The following is a 26653-nucleotide window of genomic DNA, read 5'->3' as shown; positions in this document are numbered from 1 at the left end:
GGTGAAGCAATTATGCCATTACATGTCGTATTGTACCAACCAGAAATTCCAGCAAATACAGGAAACATCGCCCGCACTTGCGCGGCGACCGATACGGCGCTCCATTTAATTCGTCCACTTGGCTTTTCTACAGATGATAAAATGTTAAAGCGCGCGGGGCTGGACTACTGGCCGTATGTCAATATTTCTTATTATGACTCGCTAGACGAGTTATTTGAGCAGTACCCGTACGGAGAGTTTTACTTTATCACGAAGTTTGGCAAAAAATATTATGATTCCTTTGATTTTAGCGATACCGAAAAAGACCTTTTTTTTGTGTTTGGCCGGGAAACAACGGGATTGCCGAAAGATTTGCTCGAGGCAAATATGGATCGTTGCCTGCGCATCCCAATGAACGACAAAGTCCGCTCCTTAAATTTATCGAATACGGCGGCGATTTTGGTGTATGAAGCGCTGCGACAGCAAAAATTTAATGGTTTATCTTAATAAAAAACGACCTTCTGAAAAGGAGGTCGTTTTTTTGGCATTAATTTTTCACGCCCGGTTTATCTTCATAACCAGCTGTAAAGATCGCGCTTAAAAAAGCGATGATCACGCCTAATACAAGCAATGTACGCATCGCGATTCCTCCTTTACGAAATGATGGCTCTGTCTCCTTCATTATAGCGAATATGACAAGCCTTGTGAATGGAGGAGCGGTTGGAACAATGAGACAAAATTTTTTTTGCAACGAATGATACAGGACATCCTTGCATACATTGTAATAATCTTGCTGTTAGACATCAAGGATAAGGAGGTCCTTTATGGATATTTTAAAGAAAATTGCACAATATCGTGAAGAAGAAGAACGGTTAAGATGGGAAGGAACGTTTGCGGAGTATTTAGAGATTTTGAAAGAAAAACCGTGGGTTGCTCAGTCCGCACATTCACGTGTTTATAATATGATTAAAGATGCAGGAGTAGAGGAGGTAAACGGAAGAAAACGGTATAAGTTTTTTAGTGATCACTTGTTTGGATTAGAAGAAGCGCTTGAACGCCTGGTGGAAGAATATTTCCACCCAGCGGCAAAACGTCTCGATGTACGCAAACGGATTTTGTTGTTAATGGGACCTGTTGGCGGCGGAAAATCAACGCTTGTTACATTGCTAAAACGGGGGCTAGAAGAATATTCGAAGACAGAACGGGGCGCCGTGTATGCGATTAAAGGCTGCCCGATGCATGAGGATCCGCTTCATTTAATTCCCCATCATTTACGTGACGATTTTTATAAGGAATATGGCATCCGCATTGAAGGAGAACTTTCGCCGCTGAACATGATGCGATTGGAAAAAGAATATGGCGGGCGCATTGAAGATGTAATGGTGGAGAGAATTTTCTTCTCGGAAAATAAACGCGTCGGCATTGGGACGTTCAGCCCGTCGGATCCGAAATCGCAGGATATTGCGGATCTTACAGGAAGCATCGATTTTTCCACCATTGCTGAATACGGTTCAGAATCAGATCCAAGGGCTTACCGATTTGACGGAGAGCTAAATAAAGCGAATCGCGGAATTATGGAATTCCAAGAAATGCTAAAATGTGATGAAAAGTTTCTCTGGCACTTGCTTTCTTTAACGCAGGAAGGCAATTTCAAAGCAGGACGGTTTGCGTTAATAAGCGCTGACGAATTAATTGTCGCCCATACGAACGAAACGGAATACCGCTCGTTTATCGCCAATAAAAAGAATGAAGCGCTTCATTCGCGGATTATTGTCATGCCGATTCCGTATAACTTGCGCGTTTCGGAAGAAGAACGCATTTATGAAAAAATGATTCGCGAAAGCGATGTCGCCGATGTGCATATTGCCCCGCATACGCTGCGAATTGCCGCTATGTTTACGATTTTGACAAGATTAAAAGAATCGAAACGGCCAGATGTGGATCTTATCAAGAAAATGCGCCTGTATGACGGGGAAATGATCGAAGGCTTTAATGAGGTCGATGTCGAGGAGTTGAAAAAGGAACACCCGGATGAAGGAATGAGCGGCATCGACCCACGCTACGTTATTAACCGGATTTCCGCGTGCATTATTCGCAAGGAAGTTCCATCGATTAATGCGCTCGATGTACTGCGTTCGTTAAAAGAAGGGCTTGATCAGCATCCATCTATTTCCAAAGAAGATAAAGAGCGGTATTTGAACTTTATTTCCCTTGCGCGAAAGGAATATGACGAAATCGCGAAGCAAGAAGTGCAAAAAGCATTCGTCTATTCGTATGAAGAATCAGCGAAAACATTGATGGACAATTACTTGGATAACGTAGAGGCATATTGCAATAAAACGAAGCTGCGCGACCCACTGACAGGCGAGGAAATGAATCCAGATGAAAAGCTGATGCGTTCCATTGAAGAGCAAATCGGCATTTCGGAAAATGCAAAAAAGGCATTCCGAGAAGAAATTTTGATTCGTATTTCCGCCTATGCACGGAAAGGACAAAAATTTGATTACAATTCACATGAGCGGCTGCGGGAGGCGATTCAGAAGAAATTATTTGCTGATTTAAAAGACATTGTAAAAATCACCACTTCCACCAAAACTCCGGATGAGCAGCAGTTAAAGAAAATTAATGAGGTTGTGGCACGCTTGATTGACGAATACGGTTATAATTCCACGTCTGCCAATGAACTGCTCCGCTATGTCGGCAGCCTATTAAACCGCTAGCATGCCTAAAGCCGTTAGGCATGCTTTTTTACTCCTCATTTGGGCACAAACGCAGAAGAAATCAGGCTTGTCCACTTAAAATTGAGTTTGTAACTCTCGTAATAATTTGTCAATTATTTTGATTTTTTGCATAGGATAGAGTAAACAAACTGTCATTTATATAAATATGTTTTTTGACGCCAACATAAGTATATGCTGAAAAGAAAAAAGTGTGAAAATTATTTTAGATGAGGAGGGGAAAAATGAAAGGAAACTTTGTTATATCGAAAGAAGACTGGTCCCTCCATCGGAAAGGACATGACGACCAAAAACGTCACCAGGAAAAAGTAAAGGAAGCGATTAAAAATAATTTGCCGGATTTAATTACCGAAGAAAGCATTATTATGTCAAACGGACGCGATGTGATTAAAATTCCGATCCGTTCTTTAGATGAATATAAAATTCGTTATAACTATGAGAAAAATAAACATGTCGGCCAAGGGGATGGAGACAGCCAAGTTGGCGATGTGGTGGCAAGAGAAGGAGCTGGGGAGGGACAGGGACCTGGAAAAGGGCAAGGAGCCGGTGACTTGCCTGGCCAAGACTATTATGAAGCAGAAGTATCGTTGATGGAATTGGAAGAAGCACTATTCAGCCAATTGGAGCTGCCGAATTTGCAAAGAAAAGAAGCAGACCAAAATGTTGTGCAACATATCGAATTTAATGATATTCGCCGTACTGGTTTAACGGGGAATATTGACAAAAAACGAACGATGCTCGCCGCATTTAAGAGAAATGCGATGAATGGAAATCCAAGTTTTTATCCGATTTATCGCGAAGATTTAAGATTTAGAACGTGGAATGAAGTAGTCAAGCCAGAGTCAAAAGCCGTGGTACTGGCCATGATGGATACGAGCGGTTCTATGGGATTATGGGAAAAATATATGGCTCGCAGCTTCTTCTTTTGGATGACACGTTTTTTACGTACAAAATATGAAACGGTGGAAATCGCCTTTATTGCTCATCATACGGAGGCAAAAGTAGTTTCCGAAGATGAATTTTTCACCAAAGGGGAAAGCGGCGGCACGATTTGTTCCTCTGCCTATCGAAAAGCGTTGGAGCTGATTGAAACGCAATATTCACCATCGCGCTATAATATTTATCCGTTCCACTTCTCTGACGGCGATAACTTGACATCGGACAATGCTCGCTGCGTGAAGCTTGTTCAAGAACTAATGAAAGTGTCGAACATGTTTGGATATGGAGAAGTCAATCAATACAATCGCCATTCTACACTGATGTCCGCTTACAAAAATATTAAAGATGAAAAGTTCCGTTATTACATTTTAAAACAAAAGTCTGATGTGTTTCATGCGATGAAAACATTTTTTCGGAAAGAAGAAAATAAGGCATACGTATAACCCTTTGTTTCAAATAGGGTTTTTTTTTGTTTGCTGACATAAGAAAAGGTCCCGTTTGCGTGCAGAAACAGGACCAATTTTCTTCTTCAAATGGATAGATGATGAAGAAAGTATTCTAATTGGAGGAGCTGACAGATTCATTCGGGTCTGCCGCTTCTTTGTCCAGCTTTGCCGAATCCGTTTTTCGTATCGTTTCAATCATTGCTAAAATAGGAGCAAGCTCTTCCTTATCTTTTGGCGTTTGAATTATCACCAGCATAGGAACAGGGCTGCTTGTACCGATGACATGAACCGTCATGTTTTCCGAGTGTGCGGTATACCAAGCGGCTCCTTTCAATGATTCTGGAAGATTTGTGCTGTCCTGGCGAACAGCGTCGGAAGACACTGCTTGTGCGTGTTCTTCAGCTAGTTTCCCATAATCTGTTCCGTTTCCTTCCACATGAAGGAGGCGGATTCTGACGAAGCTGTTATCGTGCAGCAACACATCGGAATGAGGCTCTTCGGCATCAAGATTCCAGCCTTTTAGTACATATAAGGAAAAACCTTGGTTGTCGCTTGTTTTTAAAGAAGCAGTTTCTTTCACTTCTTTTCCATCGGCCATATAAGGTAATTGAATTTCGGAAGGACGCGTTTCTTGTTGGTTGTTTTCTTCTGCGCTAGTGGTGCCGTTTTCTGAGACGCCGCTCGAAGGTTGCGATGCCTCTGATTGCCCTGTATGATCCGATTGCGTCGTTTCCGTTTGGTTTGTGTCGTTATTAGAAGAATTCGGTTGTTTTCCTCCGTTTGTTTCTTTCGTTCCGCACCCTGAAACCAGAGCGATGACCATGATGGCAGTTATCAATGGCTTCCAAGCTAATTGCATCACCATTCCTCCTTAAGTTTATACACTTTATTATATCAGTTGAAACATGAAGGAGAAATGTTTCGATGATAAATGTTTTTGTTACAATAGTTACTGGACGATTAGCAGCGTAAAGGGAGAACATGTTTGTGGCAAGAAATAATTTTTGAAAAGTCATGATCTCCCAACATCACTTCTTTTATTTCATACGTCTGTCAATCGTTTTTTGCGAAGTTCTACCGTTGCATGAACGGTCGTTTTTATGATAATCTTCCCGCTTTGCTTGGGGATTGGCTTCTAAAGCTATATAAGCTCCAATCCATTCAACCGCACATAGAAACAAAATCAACAATATTCCGCTTATCATCGATTTATTCCTCCTTTATGTTGTTTGAGGATACAATAATGTATGAAACGCGTTTCAATGCAATAGTTTTTTGAAAAAAGGTGATACGATGGCAAATATCCGTGAAATCGCCAAAGAAGCAGGGGTCTCCGTGGCAACGGTGTCAAGGGTGCTAAACGGCTATCCTTACGTGCGAGAAGAGAAAAGAAATGCAGTATGGGAAGCGGTAGAAAAATTAAATTACACGAAAAACATTAATGCAGTTCATTTAGCAAAAGGAAAAACGTCGATTATCGGGGTCATGCTTCCCTACGTGAATCACCCATATTTCGGCGCCATATTGGAAGGGATATCAAAAGAGGCGCTTCGTCACCGGTACCACCTTTTGCTATTTCAAACGAATTACGATGTGGAAAAGGAATTAGAAGCATTGGAAATGATACGAATGAAACAAGTCGACGGACTTATTATTTGTTCGCATGTGGCGGGCTGGGACGTAATCGAGGCGTACAAGGAAAATGGGCCAATCGTGTTATGCGAGGATGTTGGAGATAAAGATTTTTTATCTGTCTATATTGACCATTATGAAGCGTTTGCTAAGGCGTTGCGCTATTTAATTCGGAAAGGGCATCGGCACATTGGTTATTGCATCGGAAGAACGACAGGGACAAATAGCAAAGCGCGGGAAACGGCCTATTATGACACGCTGCGGCAAATTGGTGTTGAACCGCGAAAAGAGTGGATTTTTGACCATTGTTTATACGTCGAAGACGGAAAGCGGGTGATCCATCAATGGATGGATCTGTCCGAAAAGCCGAGCGCGCTGCTTGTATCGAGCGATCAAGTGGCGGCGGGCATCGTGTTGTGGGGGAGAAAAGAAGGGGTGAAGATCCCTGACGATCTTGCGATTGTCAGTTTCGATAATCACCCGATTTCAGAACCGCTGCAAATTACGACGATGGAGCTGCCGCTTGCGCTGATGGGAACGAAGGCCTTTCGTCTTATCTATCATTACATCGAAACGGGGAATATCGTGAAGAAAAAGGAAAAACTGCCTGTTCGTTTCATGGAACGCTCATCGGTATAAGAACATGGCAGCTGTTTTTCTTATATGTGTTTCATCATGTACCGGTTTACCGGGCGCCCGATTCCGCCGTATTGAACGTCGAGAGTGACTTCCCCTTTCTTTTCTAAGTATTCTAAATAGCGGCGGGCAGTTACCCGGGCGATGCCGACCCCTTCGGCAACTTCTTCGGCAGAAACGGGGCTTGCCTGTTTCCGGAGATAATGTACGATTTTTTGCAATGTCACTTCGTTTAATCCTTTTGGTAGCCCGTCATGCGACAATGTTTGCTGTTCCGGCGTTTGCAAAAGAGCATCTAGTTCTTTTTGTGTTAGCGTTTCTTTTTCGGCTAACGTTTGGCGAAATGCATGGTAATTTTCGAGAGCCTGTTTAAGGCGTTCAAATTTAAAGGGTTTCATAATGTAATCAAACGCGCCGTTTTGCAGTACACGGCGTACGGTATCGATGTCGCTTGCTGCGGTGATGGCGATGACATCGACTTCATACCCTTTTGAGCGAATTTCTTTTAATGTTTCCAAGCCGTCCTGCTCGGGCATATAAATATCGATAATGGCTAAATCGGGATGAAGTTCGCGGATCAGTTGTATTCCTTCGATCCCGTTTCCGGCAACGCCGATTACTGTAAATCCTTCTACTTGTTCGATGAACTGGCGGTTCACCTCCTGTACCATCGGATCGTCTTCAATGAGCAGTACGCGGTACAATCTTCTTCCTCCTTACATGTCAAAAGTAATCGTAAATATTGTTCCTTTTCCTTTTTCCGACTTTACATCCATATGCCCTTTTCCTTTTTCCACAATGTGCTTGACTAAGTACAAACCGATGCCTCGTCCATTTTTGCCTTTGGTGGAGAACCCCTCCTCGAAAATGCGGTCGAGATGCTCCGGATCAATGCCTTGGCCGTTGTCTTCCACCGAGAGAGAACAAATTTCCTCATTTTGCTCGATGCTTACATATATTTCTTTTTCCCGATCCGTAATGCCTTGAAAGGAGTCAAAAGCGTTTTCAATCAAATTTCCAAGAATGACGACGAAATCATGATGGTCCAATGCAGGCGGAAAAGCATGCAGACGACTATGACGGTCGATAATCACATGAATGCCCAGCTCTTTGCCGCGACGGACTTTACTCAGAAGCAGACCGGAAATGCTTTCGTCTTTAATATGTTTGCTTAAAAAACGGGTTAACCCTTCTTGTTCTTCCGTCACTTGAAAGACGTATTCAAGCGCTTTTTCTTGGTGTCCTAATTGAATTAATCCGGCGATCGTATGAAGTTTATTCATATATTCATGATTTTGCACACGCAAAGCGCTGACGAAAGCTTTAACACCTGTCAGCTCTTCGGCCAGCTTCTTTATCTCTGTGCGATCTTGGAAAATAGCGATGGCACCGACGATTTTGCCATTGACTTTAATCGGAATGCGATTGCTCCAAATCGTCAAGTTTCCTATCTGCAATTCTTTATTATAAATAGGCTGGTTAATTTCTAATATTTCCGGCAGGTGCGTGTCAGGAATAACAGAACGAATCGGTTTGCCGATCACATCCCCTTTAACGCCGAGCATCTGTTTTGCCCGGTTATTAAAAATAGTGATTTTTTCATCACTGTCAATCGCAATGACCCCTTCGTGCATCGCGTTAAAGGCTTCGGTACGTTCGACAAGCAGTTTGGCAATTTCATGAGGCTCAAGCTGAAACATTTGCCGTTTAATATGGGAAGCAAGCAGCCAAGCCCCGATTCCGCCGATGAGTATAGAAAGACTTATGGCAATCAAAATTTCTTCTTTTAAAGCATCGATCACTTCGAAAAAAGTTGGCAATCGATATGCCGCGATAACGACGCCGATTTGTTGGTGGTCTTGGTTCATAATTGGAACGAATGCGCGAATGACAGTGCCAATTTCGCCGCGCGCTTTCGACGTGTAAGTATGTTCCGCAAAGGCCGGACCTTCATCGGCGCCGCGGGAAACACTCCCAATCATGGATGGGACCGGATGGGAAAGGCGAATTTTATTCATGTCAAGAACAACAACATAGTCGGCGTTATGAATAATGCGAACACGTTCGACAATGATGTTGATGGAAGATCGTTCTTTTTGGGTTCCGACAATATGTGATTTGATTTCAGGAAGCTCGGATACCGTCCGTGCCGTCAACAATGCCCGCTGCCGCAATTCCTCTTCTTTTGTGTGAAAAAAGTCGCCGATGACAAACATTCCGCTTAACAATAAGGAGAAGCTAACGATAAAAAAAATTAAGATGGTGATTTTCCAGCGAATGGATAGCCGATGCATCACAACGAATACCTCGTCTTCATGGAAAATAATATAATTTTGTTGATTATTTTAGCATTTTTCGACAATATGATAAAATTTGATTAAAAAACTTATTCATAAATGGTGTGGAACATGAAAAAGCAATGGTGGGTGTTATCTCTTGTTTTGCTTATTTGTTTAGGATGTGCAGCGTTTTTACTAAAACAGCATTTTCGCAATGAAAATATGGTATATGATGATGAGCAACAAGGGCTAAAAAAGCAAATTGTTATCTATTTTAGCCATGTAGTAGCGGAAAATACGCCAAAAGGATTGGCGGCGCAAAAGTTTGCCGATCTTGTCGAAAAAAAAACAAATGGCCGTGTAAAAGTAGAAGTATTTTCGAACGGTTCTTTATATTCCGATGGCGAGGAAATGGATGCACTATTGCGTGGTGACGTGCAAATGATTGCGCCGACGTTTTCCAAAGTGACGGAATTAATTCCTGAATGGCAAGTATTAGATTTGCCCTATCTATTTCAAGACTACCACGATGTGGAGCGGACGTTTACAGGAAGTGTAGGCAAACAGCTTTTAGCGATGTTAGATTCAAAAGGAATTAAGGGATTGGCTTTGTGGAGCAACGGTTTTAAACAAATGACGAGCACAACTCGTTTGCTGGTCCGCCCTGATGATTTTCGCGGATTGCGCTTTCGTATTATGCCAAGCGAAGTGATTGAAGAGCAATTTCGCTTGCTGGGCGGCGAACCGATTGTCGTTTCGTTTGATCATGTATATCGTTCCTTAGAAAAGCATGAATTTGATGGACAGGAAAATACGATTTCTAATATTTACTCGAAAGGCTTTTACAAATTTCAGCCATATATAACGATCAGCAACCACGGATATCTTGGCTATGCGGTGATGATGAACAAATCGTTTTGGGAGAGTTTGCCGAGAGATATCCAGCAAAAAATAACGGAAGCGATTCAGGAAACAACCATGTGGAATTTACAGCAATCGAAAAATCAAAATGAACAGGAATTAGAAGAAATAAAGCAAAACGAAAATATTCATATTTATGAACTATCTGAAGAAGAAAAAAAGCGATGGGAACAGAAATTTGCGCCTTTGTATGACCAGTTTGCAAAAGAGTTTGGCGACAAACTGCTGCGCGAAATCAAACAAAGATAAAACAGAAAGCGGCCTTAAAATAAGGCCGTTTTTTCTTTGCAAGACCAAAAAGAACAAAAAGACCATTATTAACATAATATTTTTATTTTCTGAACATTGCGGTAACATGGTGATTGAAAGCGTTATCAGGACGACGAAAGGAGAGGGGAGAAATGCGGAGCAAGTTTAAAAGCTTAACCGTGCAAGTAATTATTGGAATTATATTAGGAATTATCGTTGGTTTTTTATTTCCTGAATTTGGCTCGAAATTGAAAGTGCTTGCCGATGCATTTATTAAGTTAATCAAAATGGTGATTGCACCGATTATTTTTTTCACGGTTGTGATTGGAATCGGAAACATGGGGGATTTGAAAAAAGTTGGCCGCATCGGAGGAAAAGCGCTTATTTACTTTGAAATTGTTACTACATTTGCCTTAGCAATCGGAATTATTGTCGTTAATTTGGTCAAACCAGGGGTAGGGTTTAATACTGATGCCGTAAAAGGCGGCGATGTGTCGCAATATACGAAACAGGCAGAAGAAGTAAATCACGGTGTCATTGAGTTTTTACTTAGCATTATTCCAGATAATGTTGTTGGGGCGCTTGCGAAAGGCGAATTGCTGCCGATTTTATTCTTTGCCGTGTTATTTGGACTTGCTGCGGCAGGGTTAGGAGAAAAAGCAAAGCCGGTTATTACATTATTTGAACGTTTGGCGGACATTTTCTTCGGTGTTGTGAATATGGTCATGAAAGTATCGCCAATTGCTGCGTTTGGTGCGATGGCGTATACGATTGGCACGTTTGGAATCGGTTCATTATTGTCGCTAGGAAAATTAATGGCTTCTGTATATATTACGATGGCATTGTTTATTTTTGGTGTGTTAGGTGCGATCGCTAAGTTTTATGGATTTAATATTTTTAAATTTATTGCTTATATCAAAGAAGAAATTTTGCTTGTGCTTGGCACTTCTTCTTCAGAATCGGCGCTGCCAAAGTTGATGGAACGCCTTGAAAAATATGGATGCTCCAAATCGGTTGTCGGGCTTGTTGTGCCGACGGGATATTCATTTAACTTGGATGGAACGTCTATTTACCTTTCGATGGCAGCTATGTTTATTGCGCAAGCCTACGGCATTGATTTAAGCATTTGGCAAGAGCTTACGTTACTCGGCATTTTAATGCTCACTTCCAAAGGAGCAGCGGGAGTAACGGGTTCAGGATTTATTACACTGGCTGCCACGCTGGCCGCCTTCCCAATGATTCCAGTAGAAGGCATCGCTTTGTTGCTTGGCGTTGACCGTTTTATGTCGGAGGCGCGCGCCATTACGAACATCATTGGTAATGCAGTAGCAACGGTTGTTGTTTCCAAAATGGAAAATGAATTTCATCCTTCTGCAGAGCAAAATGTAGAAAAAACGAATATCAGTATTGCGAACTAAAATAGACGAGTAGGGAAGATGCTTTTCTGCCGGCGTATTATTTTCTCCGCTGCCATGTCATAGCGGGGAATAGAAGGCGGGGGGTTTTTCCCGCCAAATGGCAGGAAAGCATTTTTTTGTTGACAATGAAAGCCAATGTTTTATATAATAAATCTTGAATTCGAGATTTAAGAATTAAATATTTTGGCAGCCTTAAAGGAAGTAATGAATGAAAGAAAAAAATCGGACAAATTACCATTTGGGGAGTTCTGGGAATACTGTCAAAATGAACATGGAAAAATTTGTGCAAAGGAGAGAAGAATCATGGCAAATGTAAAATTGGCGATCATTTATTACAGCTCTACAGGTACGAACTACCAATTAGCAAGATGGGCGGAAGAAGCAGCAAAAGAAGCAGGGGCGGAAGTAAAAGTAGTCAAAGTTCCTGAACTTGCGCCAAAAGAAGCAATTGAATCGAATCCGGCATGGAAAGCGCATGCAGAGGCAACGAAGGACGTTCCGACCGCTACGTTAGCGGATTTAGAATGGGCGGATGCCATTATTTTCAGCGTGCCGACTCGCTTTGGCAATATACCTTCCCAATTAAAGCAATTTTTAGATACAACTGGCGGATTATGGGCGCAAGGAAAGCTTGCTAATAAAGTGGTTAGCGCCATGGCATCTGCAGGAAACGCACATGGCGGTCAAGAACAAACCATTTTGCAACTATATACAACCATGTACCATTGGGGTGCCATTGTCGTAGCGCCTGGATATACGGATCCATCTATTTTTGCCGCAGGAGGAAATCCGTACGGAACGAGTGTAACGGTGGATCAAAATGGAAAAATAGTGGAAAATGCAGAGGCAGCCGTGAAACACCAAGCGCGCCGTACCGTTCAAGTCGCACAATGGGTGAAAAACGGAATGCAACAATAAAAGATGAGGCTTTTCCTCATCTTTTTTATGCATATGCTTTGCTTTTTTCTCTTTGCGCCAACATAATAAAAGTGGAAAAATTTTAGAAAAGGAGAGAAAATATGAAACATTTACAAGATCGGGTGACATTACATAATGGGGTGCAAATGCCGTGGCTTGGACTTGGAGTCTATAAAGTAAAAGAGGGAGAGGAAGTAATCAACGCGGTGCGTACTGCGTTGGAAATCGGCTACCGCCATGTAGATACAGCAGCGTTTTATCAAAACGAAGAAGGGGTAGGAAAAGCGGTTCGTGAATCAGGAATTCCGCGTGAAGAAATATTTATTACAACAAAAGTGTGGAACTCTGATCAAGGATACGAAACAACGTTGAAAGCGTTCGAAACAAGCCTGAAAAAGTTAGGTCTTGACTATGTTGACTTATATTTAGTACACTGGCCGGTCAAAGGGAAGTATAAAGAAACGTATAAGGCGTTGGAAAAGCTGTATAAAGACGGTCTTGTGCGGGCGATCGGCGTCAGCAACTTCCAAATCCATCATTTAGAAGACTTAATGGCCGATTGCGAAATTAAACCGATGGTCAACCAAGTGGAATATCATCCGCGGTTGACGCAAAAAGAGCTCCATGCATTTTGCAAGCAGCATGACATTCAGCTTGAAGCATGGTCGCCGCTGATGAGAGGGGAAATTTTACAGGAGCCGACGATTGTTGAAATTGGCAAAAAGTACGGAAAAACGCCTGCTCAAGTCGTGCTGCGCTGGGATTTGCAAAACGAAGTCGTCACGATTCCAAAATCCGTAACCCCGGCGCGTATTAAAGAAAACGCCGATATTTTTGATTTTGAACTAACGCCGGAAGAAATGGCAAAAATTGATGCGCTTAATTTAAATAAACGAATTGGGCCAGATCCAGATAATTTCAACTTTTGATGGCATAAAATAAAGGGGCCTTTCCGTCGGGAAGGGCCCCTTTTTGCCAAAATAAAGTTTGCATTTGTGATTTCGCTTTTTTGTATCCAACGAAGACCATTGCTTTCTTTCGGCAAAAGGATGGTCGTCCACGTAATGACAAATTGTATGATTTGACGTATGAAATAACCATAAAGTACAATAAATATTAGTATACACATTTCTTAATATGGCGCAGAAATAACGGAGGGAGCTGTCATGCTGCTATTCCATCCGATGGATTTTCTTATTATCATCGCCTTTGGCATTGCGCTATGGGCGCAATTGAAAGTGTCAAGCAACTTCAATACTTGGTCGCAAGTTCCTGCTTCTTCCGGCTTATCAGGCGCGGAAGTGGCGCGGATGATTTTAGATCGCAACGGTCTTTATGATGTACCGGTCGAAGTGATTCCAGGAAGATTAACGGATCACTATGATCCGATCTCGCGTGTGGTCCGCTTGTCGGAACCGGTATATTATGGCCGGTCGATTGCTGCCATATCGGTAGCCGCACACGAAGTCGGACATGCGGTGCAGCATCAGCAAGCATACGGCGCGCTAGTGCTCCGTCATCGCATGTTTCCAATCGTAAACTTCACATCAGGAGTGGCGCCGTTTTTATTGCTGATCGGATTTTTGCTTCACCAACTTTCGCTGATTGGTTTAGGGATTATTTTCTTCTCCTTTGCCGTTGCTTTTCAAGTCATTACGCTGCCGGTAGAGTTTAACGCCAGCTCGCGGGCGAAAAAATTTATGCTGGCGGAAGGGCTTATTTATCCGGATGAAAAGCGCGGCGTCAACAAAGTGTTAGGAGCGGCTGCATTGACATATGTAGCAGCGACGCTCATTTCCGTATTAGAATTGTTAAAATACGTGTTAATTTTTACACAAAATAATAATGAAGAATAACGGCATAAACTTAAACTTATCTGTAGGAGGTGTGATCCGGGCGCATGACCCGCGCCCGGAAACCAGTTGGACATAGCCAGTTTATTTTTAGTGGCAGTGCTTATTGCATGTACCGCTTTTTTTGTAGCTTCAGAATTTGCGATTGTCAAAGTTCGCAGCTCGCGCATTGATCAGCTAGTGAGTGAAGGAAATAAACGAGCGATTGCTGCCAAAAAGGTTATTTCCAACCTTGACGGTTATTTATCTGCTACTCAATTAGGTATTACCATTACTTCATTAGCTCTTGGTTGGCTTGGTGAACCAACTGTAGAGCATATATTAACGCCGCTGTTTGAACGTCTCCATTTGTCGGATTCGATTGCGCAAGTGTTATCTTTTGTGATCGCATTTTCGTTGATTACTTTTCTTGAAGTAGTACTTGGAGAGTTGGCTCCGAAAACGTTCGCTATTCATAAAGCGGAGTCGCTTGCGTTATTCACGGCGCAGCCGCTCATTTTCTTTTATAAGGTGATGTATCCAATTATTTGGACGTTAAACTCCGCATCCCGCTTCGTCACGAAACTGTTTGGGCTGCAACCCGCATCAGAGCACGACCTCGCTCATTCTCAAGAAGAGCTGCGCCTGATTTTATCGGAAAGTTATAAAAGTGGCGAAATTAACCAGTCGGAGTACCGCTATGTCAATAATATTTTTCGCTTTGACGATCGCGTGGCGAAAGAAATTATGGTGCCGCGCAAGGAAATAGTCGCCTTGGATATCAACAAAAGCGTAAAAGAGAATTTGGAAATCATCAAGGAAGAAAAATATACGCGCTACCCGGTTATTGATGGCGATAAAGACCATGTGTTAGGGCTGATTAACGTTAAAGAAGTGTTTACGGACTTGGTGACAAATCCGTCAGAAGAAAAACAGATGAAAGACTATATCCGCCCCATTATTCAAGTGATCGAATCGATTGCTATTCATGATTTACTGGTCAAAATGCAGAAAGAGCGCATCCATATGGCGATTTTAGTCGATGAATACGGTGGTACATCAGGGCTTGTCACGGTCGAGGATATTTTAGAAGAAATCGTCGGCGAAATTCAAGACGAATTTGATGTGGATGAAATTCCATTGATTCAAAAGATAGATGAAACGCATACGATTATTGATGGAAAAGTGCTGATCAGCGAGGTAAATGATTTGTTTGGTCTTTCGATTGATGATGATGATGTCGATACGATCGGCGGCTGGATTTTAACGAAGCATTATGATATTAAAGCAGGCGACAGCGTGGAAATTGATGATTATTTGTTTACCGTAAAGGAAATGGATGGACACCATGTGAAGACGGTAGAAGTGGTGAAACAGAAGAAAGAAGAGCAGGCGGCAGATGAGGAATTGAATGAAAAAGAGGAATTGCATTTGTAAGGCAGACGTCGGGTGCAGGACGTCTGCCTTTTTTGCTAATGATGATAAAACGGTGTGAGATCAACGGGAAAGTCATCAGCAGGGGCGAGGCAGGAAACCGGTTCATTGATAAAAGGATGGAAAAACGATAATTTCACCGCATGCAGAGCTTGGCGATGGAATGTCTCCCTTCCGCCGTACAACACATCTCCGACCAGCGGATGACCAATGTAACTCATATGGACGCGAATTTGATGGGTGCGTCCGGTATCCAGGGAAAGCTCTACGAGCGATGTTTGTTCATTAGGAAACGTATGTAAGACGCGGTAGTGCGTTACCGCTTTTGCCCCTGTTTTAGAGACGCGCCGTCTTGTCGGGTGATGGCGGTCGCGCCCGATCGGCGCGGATATCGTGCCGATTCGCTTTTTTATGATCCCATGGACGAGCGCTACGTATGTCCGTTTAATTTCTCGTTTTGCCAACATGCGATCAAGCGTTGTTCCGGCAAGCATATGTTTGGCAAACAAAATCGTTCCTGATGTATCGCGGTCAAGCCGATGAATGTGCCGGATTTTTGTTAAAATTCCTTGCGATTGTAAATGAAAGGCCACAGCATTCGCTAATGTCCCGGTTTGCGAAGGTTCGGAGGGATGGATGTCGATGCCGGCGTCTTTATTAATAATGAGCAGATGCTCATCTTCCCATAAAACAGAAAGTTCCCGATACTCAGGAAGAATGGTGGAAGGTTCAGGATTATAAAGGTGCAGCTGAAGGCGGTCCTTTTCTTGTAATGGCGTTTGCCATGATACTTCTTTTCCGTTGAGCTTGATTCCTTTTTCCATGCGTAGCTGGTGGGCAAATTTTTTCGATGCATACCAGACTTCTTTTAGCAGCATTTCAATGGTGAGTCCCTGCCAAAAAGACGGAATGACACATTCCAGCCAGTCACCTTTTTTCGACCACATCATGACTTCACTCCAAATTTTCAATAGCGGTGGAAACACTTTCTATCTCTATGGATGCATTCTATATGATACACTCATAGTATCGTTTTATGTGTATAGAACGCAAGTGTTATGGTGAGAAAAGGTGGTATGAACATTGAAAGTCGTTTACGCCGTAACAGAGGAACAGGAAGAATATATGAATTATTTAGTTCGTTATTTTTACACAAACATTTTTCCATATTATTTTGCCGACGAACAGATTGAAGAGTTTGAAAAATTGCGAATTCTTTTGCTTGATGGAGAACATGTTACATATAATGGAACGATGAAGGAAGCGTTTCAAATCATTTCAGCTCTGCAATCATTGATTACGATCATTGAATATATAGGGGAAAACGGCGATTATGAGCGGTACCGTTACTTATTTGAACGAAATATCGACATTCTTAGGCGGTATGGCATTACATTTCCGTTTATGATTGAGCAGTTTGCGAACAAAAGACGCTATCCGTGCAGTGCGTATTTTCCTTCATCGAGCAAATGGTTAATGTAATGGAAAAGGAGCTTGCCGTTTGCTGGCCAAGTTCCTTTATTTTTTGTGATGGGGAAGGGAAGAAAACCAGTCTTGGAAAACTGCTTTTTCATGATAGCCGTCAATTCGTTTTACTTCTTTTCCGTTTTCATAGTGAACAATCGTTGGTGTTCCGTCAATATGATACTTATCCCATCCCTCTTCGAATTCCAGCAAATTAAACATTTTTAAGTCAATCCCCATTTGTTTTGCCAAAGGGACGACGATGGGCGTTGTTTTTTGACAGTGGGGGCAAGTAGGACTGTAAAAATAGACGGTGACGGTTTCTTTATTTTTTAATTTTTTCTCTAATTCACTCGGCAAAATGAGGTTTTGATAATTCGGGTCGTCGAGCTGGTCGACGGTCGCCGGATCAAGTTCTTTTTTATGATAAGAGTTGTTTTTTACCGCTTCTTTTTGCTCGTATGTAGTGAGAAAAGCGATTGCGGCAAATAAAACAACAATGATGCCTCCAAAAATAAGCAGCTTTTTCAAATTCGTTTCCCCTCTTTCTCCTGGCGAATAATGATAATACTTAACACGCTAATCAGAACAAAGGCGACGAGCGCTAAAAACGGAATCGTAATGAAGCCGAGCCAATTGATGTATTGTCCCGTACAAGGAATACGGCCACAGGAAATGGAATGACTTTGGAAAAACGGAACTTTTTGCAAAAGATAGTGGTACAGGGAAATCGTCCCGCCAATGACCGACAGCGCCAGGCTATAGCGAGCGATTCCGTATTCTTTGCGAATCACAGCGATGCCTAATAAAACCACCTGAGGATACATAAAAATGCGCTGAAACCAGCAAAGATCGCAAGGAATAAATTTTAAAATTTCCGAAAAGTAAAGGCTGCCTAATGTGGCGATCAATGAAATAACCCATGCGCTAACTAGAATATTTTCCAAGTTTTTGTTATCCTTCATTTCCAGGACTCCTTATTGCTCCATGTTTACTTATCAGTTTCATTATATTGAACAGAAGAGGGAATGTAAAATTTAAAATGAATCGCTGCTCCGTTTATTTTGTAGTACAATATGAATGTGCAATCGTTTTCGCAAACTGATATAGGAGTGAGAGAATTGGAACGTGCATGGTGGAAAGAAGCGGTCGTATATCAAATCTATCCGCGCAGTTTTTACGATTCCAACGGGGATGGCATTGGCGATATCCGCGGCATTATCGATAAACTTGATTATTTAAAAGAACTTGGTGTGGATGTGGTATGGCTATCTCCGGTATATAAATCGCCAAATGATGATAACGGTTACGATATAAGCGATTATCGGGACATTATGGACGAATTTGGCATGATGGAAGATTGGGAAGAAATGCTTGAGGAAATGCACAAACGAGGGATTAAGCTAGTGATGGATTTAGTCGTCAATCATACCTCAGATGAGCACCCGTGGTTTATCGAAGCAAGAAAGTCAAAAGACAATCCGTATCGCGATTATTATATTTGGCGGCCTGGGAAAAATGGAAAGGAACCGAATAATTGGGAGTCGTGTTTTGGCGGTTCCGCCTGGGAGTATGATGACACGACAGGAGAATATTATTTGCACCTTTTTTCCAAAAAACAGCCTGATTTAAACTGGGAAAATCCGAAAGTGCGCCGCGAAGTGTATGAGATGATGAAGTTTTGGCTCGACAAAGGCGTCGATGGCTTCCGAATGGATGTCATTAACATGATTTCCAAAGTGCCAGGATTACCGGACGGCGAACCGCAAAAAGGGAAAAAATACGCTTCGGGAAGCCGATATTATATGAACGGTCCGCGCGTTCATGAATTTTTGCAGGAGATGAATCGGGAAGTGTTGTCAAAGTACGATATTATGACGGTGGGAGAAACGCCAGGGGTGACCCCGAAAGAAGGCATTTTATATACTGATCCATCCCGCCATGAATTAAACATGGTGTTTCAATTCGAGCATGTTGGTTTAGATTCAGGACCTGGGGGAAAATGGGATATTCGTCCATGGTCGTTGGCCGATTTGAAAAAAACGATGACAAAATGGCAAAAAGAACTAGAAGGAAGAGGATGGAACAGCCTTTACTTAAACAATCACGATCAGCCGCGCGCTGTTTCGCGTTTTGGCGATGACGGCAAATATCGGGTGGAATCCGCAAAAATGCTGGCTACGTTTCTCCATATGATGCAAGGAACCCCGTATATTTACCAAGGAGAAGAGATCGGAATGACAAATGTGCGCTTCCCGTCGATTAAAGACTATCGGGATATTGAAACGTTAAACATGTATAAAGAGCATGTGGAAGAATACGGCGAAGATCCGCAAAAAGTAATGGAAAAAATTTATTATAAAGGACGCGATAACGCGCGCACGCCGATGCAGTGGGATGACAGCGGACATGCAGGATTTACGACGGGAACGCCATGGATTCGCGTGAATCCAAATTATAAGGAAATTAATGTGAAGGCGGCCCTTGCTGATCCAAACTCAGTATTTCACTATTATAAAAAGTTAATTCAACTTCGCAAGCAACATGACATTATTGTCTATGGAACATATGACTTAATTTTAGAAGATGACCTGTATATTTACGCATATACACGTACACTGGGAAATGAAAAACTGATTGTGATTACGAATTTTTCTGGGAAAAATCCTGTTTTCCGGCTTCCGGATGATATTACCTACAAAACAAAAGAACTGCTCATCAGCAATTACGATGTAGACGAAACAGAAGGGCTGAAAAAAATTCATTTGCGCCCATGGGAAGCGCGCGTGTATAAACTCCGTTTGTCATAAAAACATTTCTTTTTTTCGATGCCAATACAAAGCGATGCAAACATTATTTTCTACCTATATCCTCCCAAAAGTCGGCCACAATAATCGGTGAAAGGGGAGGATCACATTGAACAACAATAATAGCGGAAACAAAGTTCAACACATTATGACGAAAAACGTGGCAACTGTTTCTCCAAACCAAACGGTGCAAGAAGCTGCGCAAATCATGAGCCAAAAAAATATTGGTGCGCTTCCAGTAGTGGAAAACGGGCAAGTAAAAGGGATGATTACCGACCGTGACATTACGTTGCGTACGTCGGCGCAAGGAAAAGACCCAGCTTCCACTCCTGTATCGGAAGTAATGACCAATCGCGTGATTACCGGGACACCGGATATGAGCGTGCAAGAGGCAGCAAACGTGATGGCGCAGCATCAGGTCCGCCGTTTGCCGATTGTGGAAAACAATCAGCTTCAAGGTATTGTCGCTTTAGGTGACATTGCGACGAACAGCGCTGCTAATGATGCGGCGGAGCAGGCATTGACAAACATTTCAGAGCCATCGCAGCCACAAGGATAAAGAAAAGGAAGGATGTCTCTTTTTTCGAGACATCCTTTTTCTTTTTGGAAGTATATTGTATGATGATAACGAATACATAAAAATGAACGTATTAATATCGGAGGGATGTCGGGTGGATTGGAAAAGCAAATATGAGCAATGGATGGCATACGAGCAGCTAGACGGAGAATTAAAGCGCTTATTACAAGACCGCCAAGACGATCTAAAGTGGCTTGAGGATGGTTTTTATAAAAATTTAGAATTTGGCACCGGTGGCATGCGCGGAGAAATCGGTCCCGGAACAAATCGGATGAACAAATATACCGTAAGGAAAGCATCGGAAGGGTTGGCGCGATACATAGAGTCCTTTGGCGAAGAAGCGAAAAAACGCGGTGTGGTCATTGCCTATGATTCGCGGCATAAGTCTCGGGATTTTGCAATGGAAGCGGCGAAAACGTTGGCCACTCATGGCATTCAAACGTATGTATTTGATGAACTGCGGCCGACGCCGGAGCTTTCGTTTGCTGTTCGCTATTTGCACGCATTTTCCGGCATTGTCATTACCGCCAGCCATAATCCACCGGAATATAATGGATATAAAGTGTACGGCGAAGACGGGGGACAACTTCCTCCGGATACGGCAGATGCGGTAATTCGATACGTCAATGAAGTGGCAAATGAACTTGATATCCACGTTGAGGACGAAGCGATTTTAAAAGAAAAAGGGCTCATTCAAATCATCGGCGAAGAAGTGGACAATGCTTATATTGACGCTGTAAAAACAATCTCTCTTCAACCGAAGCTGGCGGAAGAAGTCGATATTAACATTGTTTTTACACCGCTTCACGGCACATCCAACAAACCGGTCCGTCGTGCCTTAAAGGAACTTGGATACCGTAATGTGTTTGTCGTCAAAGAGCAAGAACAGCCTGATCCGAATTTCTCTACCGTAGCCTCGCCAAATCCGGAAGAACACGCAGCATTTGCCTTAGCAATAGAGCTCGGCAAAAAAGTTAATGCTGACTTGTTAATTGCGACAGATCCTGACGCCGACCGGTTGGGAGTTGCCGTCAAAAATGATCAAGGCGAATATGTAGTGCTTACCGGAAACCAAACGGGCGCTTTGCTGTTGCACTATTTACTATCGCAAAGAAAAGAAAAAGAAATATTGCCGGAAAACGGCGTGGTGCTAAAAACGATTGTCACCTCGGAATTCGGACGCGCGATTGCGCAATCGTTTGGCCTAGAGACGGTGGATACATTAACCGGATTTAAATTTATCGGCGAAAAAATCAAAGAATATGAGCAAACGGGGCAATATACGTTCCAATTTGGTTATGAGGAAAGCTACGGCTATTTAATCGGCGATTTTGTCCGCGACAAAGATGCGGTGCAAGCAGCCGTATTGGCCGCGGAAGTATGCGCATTTTATAAAAAACAGGGTATGTCTTTATATGAAGGATTAATACACTTGTTTGACCGATACGGCTATTATCGCGAAGGACAGCAGTCATTAACGTTAAAAGGAAAAGAAGGAGCAGAAACCATTCAAGCGATTTTAACATCATTCCGCAATGAACCTCCGACAGAAGTAGACGGAAAAAGAGTAACCGTGATCGAGGATTATAAAACGAAAGAACGGATCCATACATTGACGGGCGAAAAAACAGTGATTACGCTTCCAACTTCCAACGTATTAAAGTATGTATTGGAGGACGATTCATGGTTTTGCTTGCGTCCTTCGGGAACGGAGCCAAAAATTAAAGTGTATTTTGGCGTGAAAGGAAAGTCATTAGCTGATAGTGAAGAAAAATTAAATCGCCTTTCTAACGAAGTGATGAAACGAGTTTATGACCTTCTTCGCACTGCTTCGCTATCTTAATCATAAACGAACAGACACATACAGAAAGGATAATTCTACATGTTAACAAACCAAGTAGCGATTGTCACAGGAGCTTCTCGCGGAATCGGAAAAGCCGTTGCGTTTCAATTAGCGGAGCAAGGAGCAAAATTGGCGCTGGCGGGAAGTTCTGAAGGGGTTTATGAAACGGAAAAAGAGCTAAAAGAGAAAGGATTTTCTTATGTGAAGGCGTTCCAAGTGGACGTTGCCAATGAACAACAAATGCAAAAGATGGTTACAGAAGTATTAGAAGCATTTGGGCAAATCGATATTCTCGTCAACAACGCAGGAATCGGATTTTTTAAGGAAGTGGAAGAGACGACCGTGGAAGAATGGGAGCGCATCTTTGCCATCAATGTTCAAGGCGTGTTTATCGGGGTAAAAGCCGTGCTTCCGCATATGAAAGAAAGAAAATCAGGAACGATTATTACCGTTTCTTCCGATGTCGGCCGTTACACGATTCCGAACGGTGCGGCATACACCGCGACCAAATACGCTGTTCAAGGATTTTCCGGTTCGCTTGCGCAGGAAGTAAGAAAGTACGGCATTCGCGTTGGTACGATTAACCCAGGAATGGTTGATACGTACTTTGCTAATTCCATCCAAGGCGTTCCAGAAAAACGCGATTGGCTAAAAGCCGAAGATGTCGCCCAAGCAATCGTGTATATGGCAAGCGCTCCAAAACATATGCTTATTGATGAGATTATCCTTCATCCGCTAATTCAACAATATCCTATTGCATAAGACGAAAAAAAGACAATGCCGATGTCGGCGTTGTCTTTTTCTATACAATTTGGGCGAGGAGGAAATTCGATGGACAGAGAGAAGCAGGATATTCAAGAATTGCTGACGCTAAAATCTATTGCGGAAACGTTGAATCAGTGCAATGATGTAAAGGAAATGCTGCAGACCGTATTAAAGGAATTAATACAAGTGATGAAATTGCAATGCGGCTGGATTTTTTTCGTTGATTCTAAAGAAGGATACTCTCTTGTTGCCGACTATCAATTGCCTTCAGCCCTGGCAAGAGAGAACAAAAAGCTGATGTGCGAAGGGGATTGTTGGTGTTTGGAACGGTACAGAGATGGGCGGCTGCAACGGGCTGCGAACGTTATTGAATGCAAACGGCTTGGAAAGGCAATCGAAGAGAAATGGGGAGATGTCAATGGCGTCACCCACCATGCGAGCATTCCCCTTCGTGCAGGGGGCGAAAAATTTGGGGTGCTCAATGTAGCCGCTCCGCATAAAACGAGCTTTTCCAATAAGGAACTGGCATTATTAGAAGCGGTTGCTTATCAAATCGGGACAGCAATAAAGCGAATCAAGCTTGCTGAAAATGAACAAAAACTCGCGTTAATTGCAGAACGTAACCGCTTAGCGAGAGATTTGCACGATTCAGTGAGCCAATTATTATTTTCGCTGCAGTTGACGGCACGCGGCGCAAAGGAAATGACGGAAGATGAAACGATAAAAGATATGTTCGCATACATTCAACAATTAGCGCAGGAAGCCCTTCAGGAAATGCGGGCGCTTATTTGGCAGCTTCGTCCGTACGGTTTGGAACATGGACTAGCCAATGCTTTTCAGCATTATGGAGATATGCTCGGATTAAAAGTAAACGTGGAGATTAACGGACTAATGGATTTACCTAACGAAGTCGAAGAGTGTTTATGGCGCGTGGGGCAAGAAGCATTGAATAACTGCAAAAAACATGCGGGAGTGTCCGAGGTGGATATTGCCATCCACGTCCAAAAGCACCATATCCATATGAAGGTCCATGATGAGGGATGCGGATTTTCCAAGGCTGATGGCCAGACTTTTTCTCTCGGCTTAAATAGCATGAAAGAAAGGGTCGCATCATTAAATGGCGAAATTCATATCGAAAGTTCTGTCGGAGAAGGAACGACGATTGATGTCATCATTCCGTTGAAAAAGGGGAGAGGATAATGGGGATCAAAGTGCTTATTGTGGATGACCATCATGTTGTTCGGCGAGGATTAGTTTTTTTCCTCAACACGCAAAAGGAAATCAATGTAGTCGGTGAAGCAGCCAATGGCGAAGAAGCGGTGAAACAGGTAAAAGAGCTGCAGCCAGATGTCGTGCTAATGGATTTGGTCATGCCGGTTATGGATGGGGTGGAAGCCACGAAAAAAATAAAGGAAATATTTCCGCACGTGAAAATTCTCATTTTAACTAGCTTTTCCGATGTTGACCATGTTATTCCCGCCATTCGTGCCGGCGCGTCGGGGTATCAATTGAAGGATGTGGAACCAGATCAGTTAGTACAAGCGATTATATCTGTGTACCGAGGTGAAAATCAGCTTCATCCGAAAATCACTGCTCATTTAATGACTCACTTATCAAAAGGTGGAGGTCGTGAGGAGCAACTTATTGAAACGTTGACGAAGCGGGAAAAAGAAGTGCTTGCTGAAATCGCGAAAGGAAAAAGCAATAAAGAGATTGCCGCAGCATTGATGATTACGGAAAAAACGGTCAAAACGCATGTATCCAATATACTTGCGAAGTTAAATCTTGCGGATCGTACGCAAGCGGCACTCTATGCCGTAAAACATCTCAGACTTTAGTTGTATCGCGGCTCCTGCTATTTTCGGACGCAACGCTCCCCCGATTTGCCGACGAAAGAAACCTTTTCTTTGATTACATTATAATTAGAAACACAAAGGAGCAAAGGAGAGAAATGATATGCATATCGTGGTCGTAAACGGGAGCCCACGCAAATCGGGGAGAACGGGAATCGTCGCCAGACATATTGCAAGGCAATACAGGGCTCAGCTTATTGATTTGAGCAAAGAAGTGATCCCGCTATATAACGGGGAGGCAAGCCAAGAAGAATTGCCCAGTGTCCTTCATCTGCGTCAGCAAATGCAAAAAGCAGCTGGCATTATACTTTGCTCGCCTGAGTATCACGGCGCCATGAGTGGAGCGTTAAAAAACGCTCTTGATTTTTTAAACAGCGACCAATTTGAACACAAGCCAGTTGCTCTTATTGCGGTAGCAGGGGGAGGAAAAGGTGGTATCAATGCGTTAAACAATATGCGGACGGTGATGCGCAGCCTGCATGCGAATGCCATTCCTAAGCAGCTGGTTTTAGATCCTCCTGGTTTTGCTGGTGATCATTTAACGAAGTCGGCGGCTTTACAGGTGGATGCTATCTTTTCCGAACTGCAGCGTTATATCAACGCAGCCAAGTGGTGGAGGGAGAAGCTATGAGCAGCCTGTATCGCGACCGCCAGTTATATTTGTTGCTCGTTGCTAATCTGTTCTCTTCCGTTGGAACAGGAATCACGATGACGGCGGTTCCTTGGATGCTCGTGCAAAAACCTGATGGAGCAACGTGGTTTGGCTACATGTCCACAGCGATGACGATCATTATGTTTTTATTGACACCGTATGTCGGAATGTGGATTGATCAAATTTCCCGCAAAGTCATGTTGATGTTCGGTGAGGCGATAGGATTGGTGATCGCCGCTATGTTTGCCCTGTACGGAATGGCAGAAATGAAGTATCATGTATGGCATTTAGTGTTTTTATTTGCCAGCGGCTCTCTATATTATTTTCTCTTTTATCCGACGCTATTTGCATTTAGCCAGGAAGTATTTCACCCTGATCAATATAAAATGTTGAATGGGATTATGGAGATTCAAGGGCAATTGGCCACCGTCATTTCCGGCGGAGCGGCAAGCCTGCTTCTTGCGAAAGTGCCGCTTTACTGGATTTTATGGCTAGATGCGTGCACGTATGCAGTAGCGATTATTTGCTTTTTCCTTATCCCATATCAACGTTCTTTCAGAAATGGAAAAACATATTCATTTTGGACGAAAATGACCGAAGGATACCATTATATGAAAGCTCGGCCGCTGCTATTTTGGTTTTTGCTCGCTTCGCTCATGCCCTTCATTGGTGTGATGATGACCAATTATCTTCACCCGATTTATATTGTCGATGTCTTAAAGGAAGATAGTTCGGTATACGGAATCCAAAGCATGGTATACGGAATCGGGGCCGCACTCGCAGGGGCGGTAGTGCCGTTGTGGCTAAGGAAAGTCGGAACCGAAGTAAGCATCACCATCACCGTCTTTATATATGCGATGGCGATGACCATGTTTCTATTTGTAAAAAACATGTGGATATTTTATGTGCTTGTAAGCCTTACGGCGTTTGGTAATGCGGGTACAAGGGTGGCTCGTAGTTCACTAATGATGGAACGAATTCCTAATGAGAAAATCGGAAGGGTGGATGGTTTATTTCGAGCGCTCGGTTTTCTTATTCGTTCCGCTTTGTTAAGCGTATTTACTGGTCTTGTGTCATTACAGCATGTCCTGATTCCATATGCTGTATTAAGCGGATTGCTTATCATTTCCGGGGTATTGGTGCTAAGGACAGGGGAATCAGTGAAAAAAGAACAAGTTCATCTAACATCCATGGGATAAAAGGGATTTTTTATACATTGGCGGGAGGCCGATATGATATGTAATGGGGAATTGGACCGGACCAATTCCCCG

The 26653-nt window shown here is 42.9% G+C and carries 26 protein-coding genes; 19 read left to right on the top strand and 7 right to left on the bottom strand.

Features of this window, described 5'->3' with window-relative positions; translation table 11 throughout:
* Nucleotides 1-12 precede the first annotated feature (12 nt).
* The 3 genes from trmL (at nt 13) to yhbH (ending at nt 4099) form a co-directional block, all read left to right on the top strand.
* A complete protein-coding gene (trmL, locus tag BV455_RS06020) occupies nt 13-486 on the top strand; it encodes a tRNA (uridine(34)/cytosine(34)/5-carboxymethylaminomethyluridine(34)-2'-O)-methyltransferase TrmL (protein WP_081160310.1) in 474 nt (157 codons plus the stop codon).
* A gap of 317 nt (nt 487-803) precedes the next feature.
* Nucleotides 804-2699, top strand: coding sequence for a PrkA family serine protein kinase (locus tag BV455_RS06015; RefSeq protein WP_017436595.1), 1896 nt, complete (start codon nt 804-806; stop codon nt 2697-2699).
* A gap of 242 nt (nt 2700-2941) precedes the next feature.
* A complete protein-coding gene (yhbH, locus tag BV455_RS06010) occupies nt 2942-4099 on the top strand; it encodes a sporulation protein YhbH (protein WP_042410914.1) in 1158 nt (385 codons plus the stop codon).
* 115 nt (nt 4100-4214) lie between these two features.
* Here the strand turns inward: yhbH and BV455_RS06005 are convergent, their stop codons facing one another.
* Together BV455_RS06005 and BV455_RS06000 are read right to left on the bottom strand one after the other, a co-directional pair.
* The gene (locus BV455_RS06005) at nt 4215-4961 is read right to left on the bottom strand and encodes a hypothetical protein (protein WP_042410913.1); all 747 of its coding nucleotides are present in this window, start codon (nt 4959-4961) and stop codon (nt 4215-4217) included.
* 178 nt (nt 4962-5139) lie between these two features.
* The gene (locus BV455_RS06000; RefSeq protein WP_169735614.1) at nt 5140-5307 is read right to left on the bottom strand and encodes a hypothetical protein; all 168 of its coding nucleotides are present in this window, start codon (nt 5305-5307) and stop codon (nt 5140-5142) included.
* Nucleotides 5308-5395: 88 nt separating this feature from the next.
* Here BV455_RS06000 and BV455_RS05995 point away from each other — a divergent pair, with 88 nt between their 5' ends.
* A complete protein-coding gene (locus BV455_RS05995; RefSeq protein ID WP_061580325.1) occupies nt 5396-6373 on the top strand; it encodes a LacI family DNA-binding transcriptional regulator in 978 nt (325 codons plus the stop codon).
* Nucleotides 6374-6393: 20 nt separating this feature from the next.
* Here the strand turns inward: BV455_RS05995 and BV455_RS05990 are convergent, their stop codons facing one another.
* Entirely contained in the window at nt 6394-7074 is a 681-nt protein-coding gene (locus tag BV455_RS05990) for a response regulator (RefSeq protein ID WP_042410909.1), read from the bottom strand.
* 12 nt (nt 7075-7086) lie between these two features.
* On the bottom strand, nt 7087-8664 hold the full coding sequence (locus tag BV455_RS05985; protein WP_218688017.1) for an ATP-binding protein: 1578 nt from the start codon (nt 8662-8664) through the stop codon (nt 7087-7089).
* A gap of 114 nt (nt 8665-8778) precedes the next feature.
* Between BV455_RS05985 and BV455_RS05980 the strand changes: the two genes are divergently transcribed.
* The 6 genes from BV455_RS05980 to BV455_RS05955 all read left to right on the top strand — a co-directional run bounded on the left by BV455_RS05980 (nt 8779) and on the right by BV455_RS05955 (nt 15424).
* Nucleotides 8779-9819, top strand: a complete 1041-nt coding sequence (locus BV455_RS05980) for a TRAP transporter substrate-binding protein (protein WP_017436602.1) — start codon at nt 8779-8781, stop codon at nt 9817-9819.
* Nucleotides 9820-9971: 152 nt separating this feature from the next.
* Nucleotides 9972-11237: a dicarboxylate/amino acid:cation symporter gene (locus BV455_RS05975; protein ID WP_042410907.1), complete on the top strand. Its 1266-nt coding sequence runs from the start codon at nt 9972-9974 to the stop codon at nt 11235-11237.
* Between the two features lie 303 nt (nt 11238-11540).
* Nucleotides 11541-12155: an NAD(P)H:quinone oxidoreductase gene (gene wrbA, locus BV455_RS05970; RefSeq protein ID WP_017436605.1), complete on the top strand. Its 615-nt coding sequence runs from the start codon at nt 11541-11543 to the stop codon at nt 12153-12155.
* 101 nt (nt 12156-12256) lie between these two features.
* Nucleotides 12257-13084, top strand: coding sequence for an aldo/keto reductase (locus BV455_RS05965; protein ID WP_042410905.1), 828 nt, complete (start codon nt 12257-12259; stop codon nt 13082-13084).
* 240 nt (nt 13085-13324) lie between these two features.
* Complete coding sequence (locus BV455_RS05960; protein WP_026078591.1) at nt 13325-14011, top strand: zinc metallopeptidase; 687 nt, start codon at nt 13325-13327, stop codon at nt 14009-14011.
* 66 nt (nt 14012-14077) lie between these two features.
* The gene (locus tag BV455_RS05955) at nt 14078-15424 is read left to right on the top strand and encodes a hemolysin family protein (protein WP_017436608.1); all 1347 of its coding nucleotides are present in this window, start codon (nt 14078-14080) and stop codon (nt 15422-15424) included.
* A gap of 35 nt (nt 15425-15459) precedes the next feature.
* Here BV455_RS05955 and BV455_RS05950 read toward each other — a convergent pair whose 3' ends face one another.
* Nucleotides 15460-16368 (bottom strand): RluA family pseudouridine synthase, encoded by a 909-nt coding sequence (locus tag BV455_RS05950; RefSeq protein WP_017436609.1) that lies wholly within the window; start codon nt 16366-16368, stop codon nt 15460-15462.
* A gap of 136 nt (nt 16369-16504) precedes the next feature.
* On the opposite strand from BV455_RS05950, the gene BV455_RS05945 reads away from it, so the two are divergent.
* The gene (locus tag BV455_RS05945; protein ID WP_017436610.1) at nt 16505-16903 is read left to right on the top strand and encodes a YhcU family protein; all 399 of its coding nucleotides are present in this window, start codon (nt 16505-16507) and stop codon (nt 16901-16903) included.
* A 36-nt stretch (nt 16904-16939) separates the two neighbouring features.
* Here the strand turns inward: BV455_RS05945 and BV455_RS05940 are convergent, their stop codons facing one another.
* Together BV455_RS05940 and BV455_RS05935 are read right to left on the bottom strand one after the other, a co-directional pair.
* On the bottom strand, nt 16940-17416 hold the full coding sequence (locus BV455_RS05940; RefSeq protein ID WP_017436611.1) for a thioredoxin family protein: 477 nt from the start codon (nt 17414-17416) through the stop codon (nt 16940-16942).
* On the bottom strand, nt 17413-17850 hold the full coding sequence (locus tag BV455_RS05935; RefSeq protein WP_017436612.1) for a disulfide oxidoreductase: 438 nt from the start codon (nt 17848-17850) through the stop codon (nt 17413-17415). Before BV455_RS05935 ends, BV455_RS05940 begins: the two co-directional genes overlap by 4 nt.
* A 156-nt stretch (nt 17851-18006) precedes the next feature.
* Here BV455_RS05935 and BV455_RS05930 point away from each other — a divergent pair, with 156 nt between their 5' ends.
* The 8 genes from BV455_RS05930 to BV455_RS05895 all read left to right on the top strand — a co-directional run bounded on the left by BV455_RS05930 (nt 18007) and on the right by BV455_RS05895 (nt 26581).
* Nucleotides 18007-19695 (top strand): glycoside hydrolase family 13 protein, encoded by a 1689-nt coding sequence (locus BV455_RS05930; protein ID WP_061580321.1) that lies wholly within the window; start codon nt 18007-18009, stop codon nt 19693-19695.
* Nucleotides 19696-19840: 145 nt separating this feature from the next.
* The gene (locus BV455_RS05925) at nt 19841-20251 is read left to right on the top strand and encodes a CBS domain-containing protein (protein WP_051018352.1); all 411 of its coding nucleotides are present in this window, start codon (nt 19841-19843) and stop codon (nt 20249-20251) included.
* A 112-nt stretch (nt 20252-20363) separates the two neighbouring features.
* Nucleotides 20364-22112, top strand: a complete 1749-nt coding sequence (locus tag BV455_RS05920; RefSeq protein WP_218687851.1) for a phospho-sugar mutase — start codon at nt 20364-20366, stop codon at nt 22110-22112.
* Between the two features lie 39 nt (nt 22113-22151).
* On the top strand, nt 22152-22874 hold the full coding sequence (locus BV455_RS05915; RefSeq protein WP_042410899.1) for an SDR family oxidoreductase: 723 nt from the start codon (nt 22152-22154) through the stop codon (nt 22872-22874).
* A 69-nt stretch (nt 22875-22943) separates the two neighbouring features.
* On the top strand, nt 22944-24077 hold the full coding sequence (locus BV455_RS05910) for a GAF domain-containing sensor histidine kinase (protein ID WP_218687850.1): 1134 nt from the start codon (nt 22944-22946) through the stop codon (nt 24075-24077).
* On the top strand, nt 24077-24715 hold the full coding sequence (locus tag BV455_RS05905; RefSeq protein WP_042410895.1) for a response regulator: 639 nt from the start codon (nt 24077-24079) through the stop codon (nt 24713-24715). The genes BV455_RS05910 and BV455_RS05905 overlap by 1 nt, the downstream gene beginning before the upstream one ends.
* A 118-nt stretch (nt 24716-24833) precedes the next feature.
* Complete coding sequence (locus tag BV455_RS05900) at nt 24834-25361, top strand: NADPH-dependent FMN reductase (RefSeq protein WP_042410893.1); 528 nt, start codon at nt 24834-24836, stop codon at nt 25359-25361.
* Entirely contained in the window at nt 25358-26581 is a 1224-nt protein-coding gene (locus BV455_RS05895; RefSeq protein WP_218687849.1) for an MFS transporter, read from the top strand. Before BV455_RS05900 ends, BV455_RS05895 begins: the two co-directional genes overlap by 4 nt.
* Nucleotides 26582-26653: the final 72 nt, after the last annotated feature.

Source organism: Parageobacillus caldoxylosilyticus, assembly GCF_019272935.1.
GTDB classification, from domain to species: Bacteria; Bacillota; Bacilli; order Bacillales; family Anoxybacillaceae; genus Saccharococcus; species Saccharococcus caldoxylosilyticus.
This window is presented reverse-complemented; position numbering and strand designations above follow the sequence as displayed.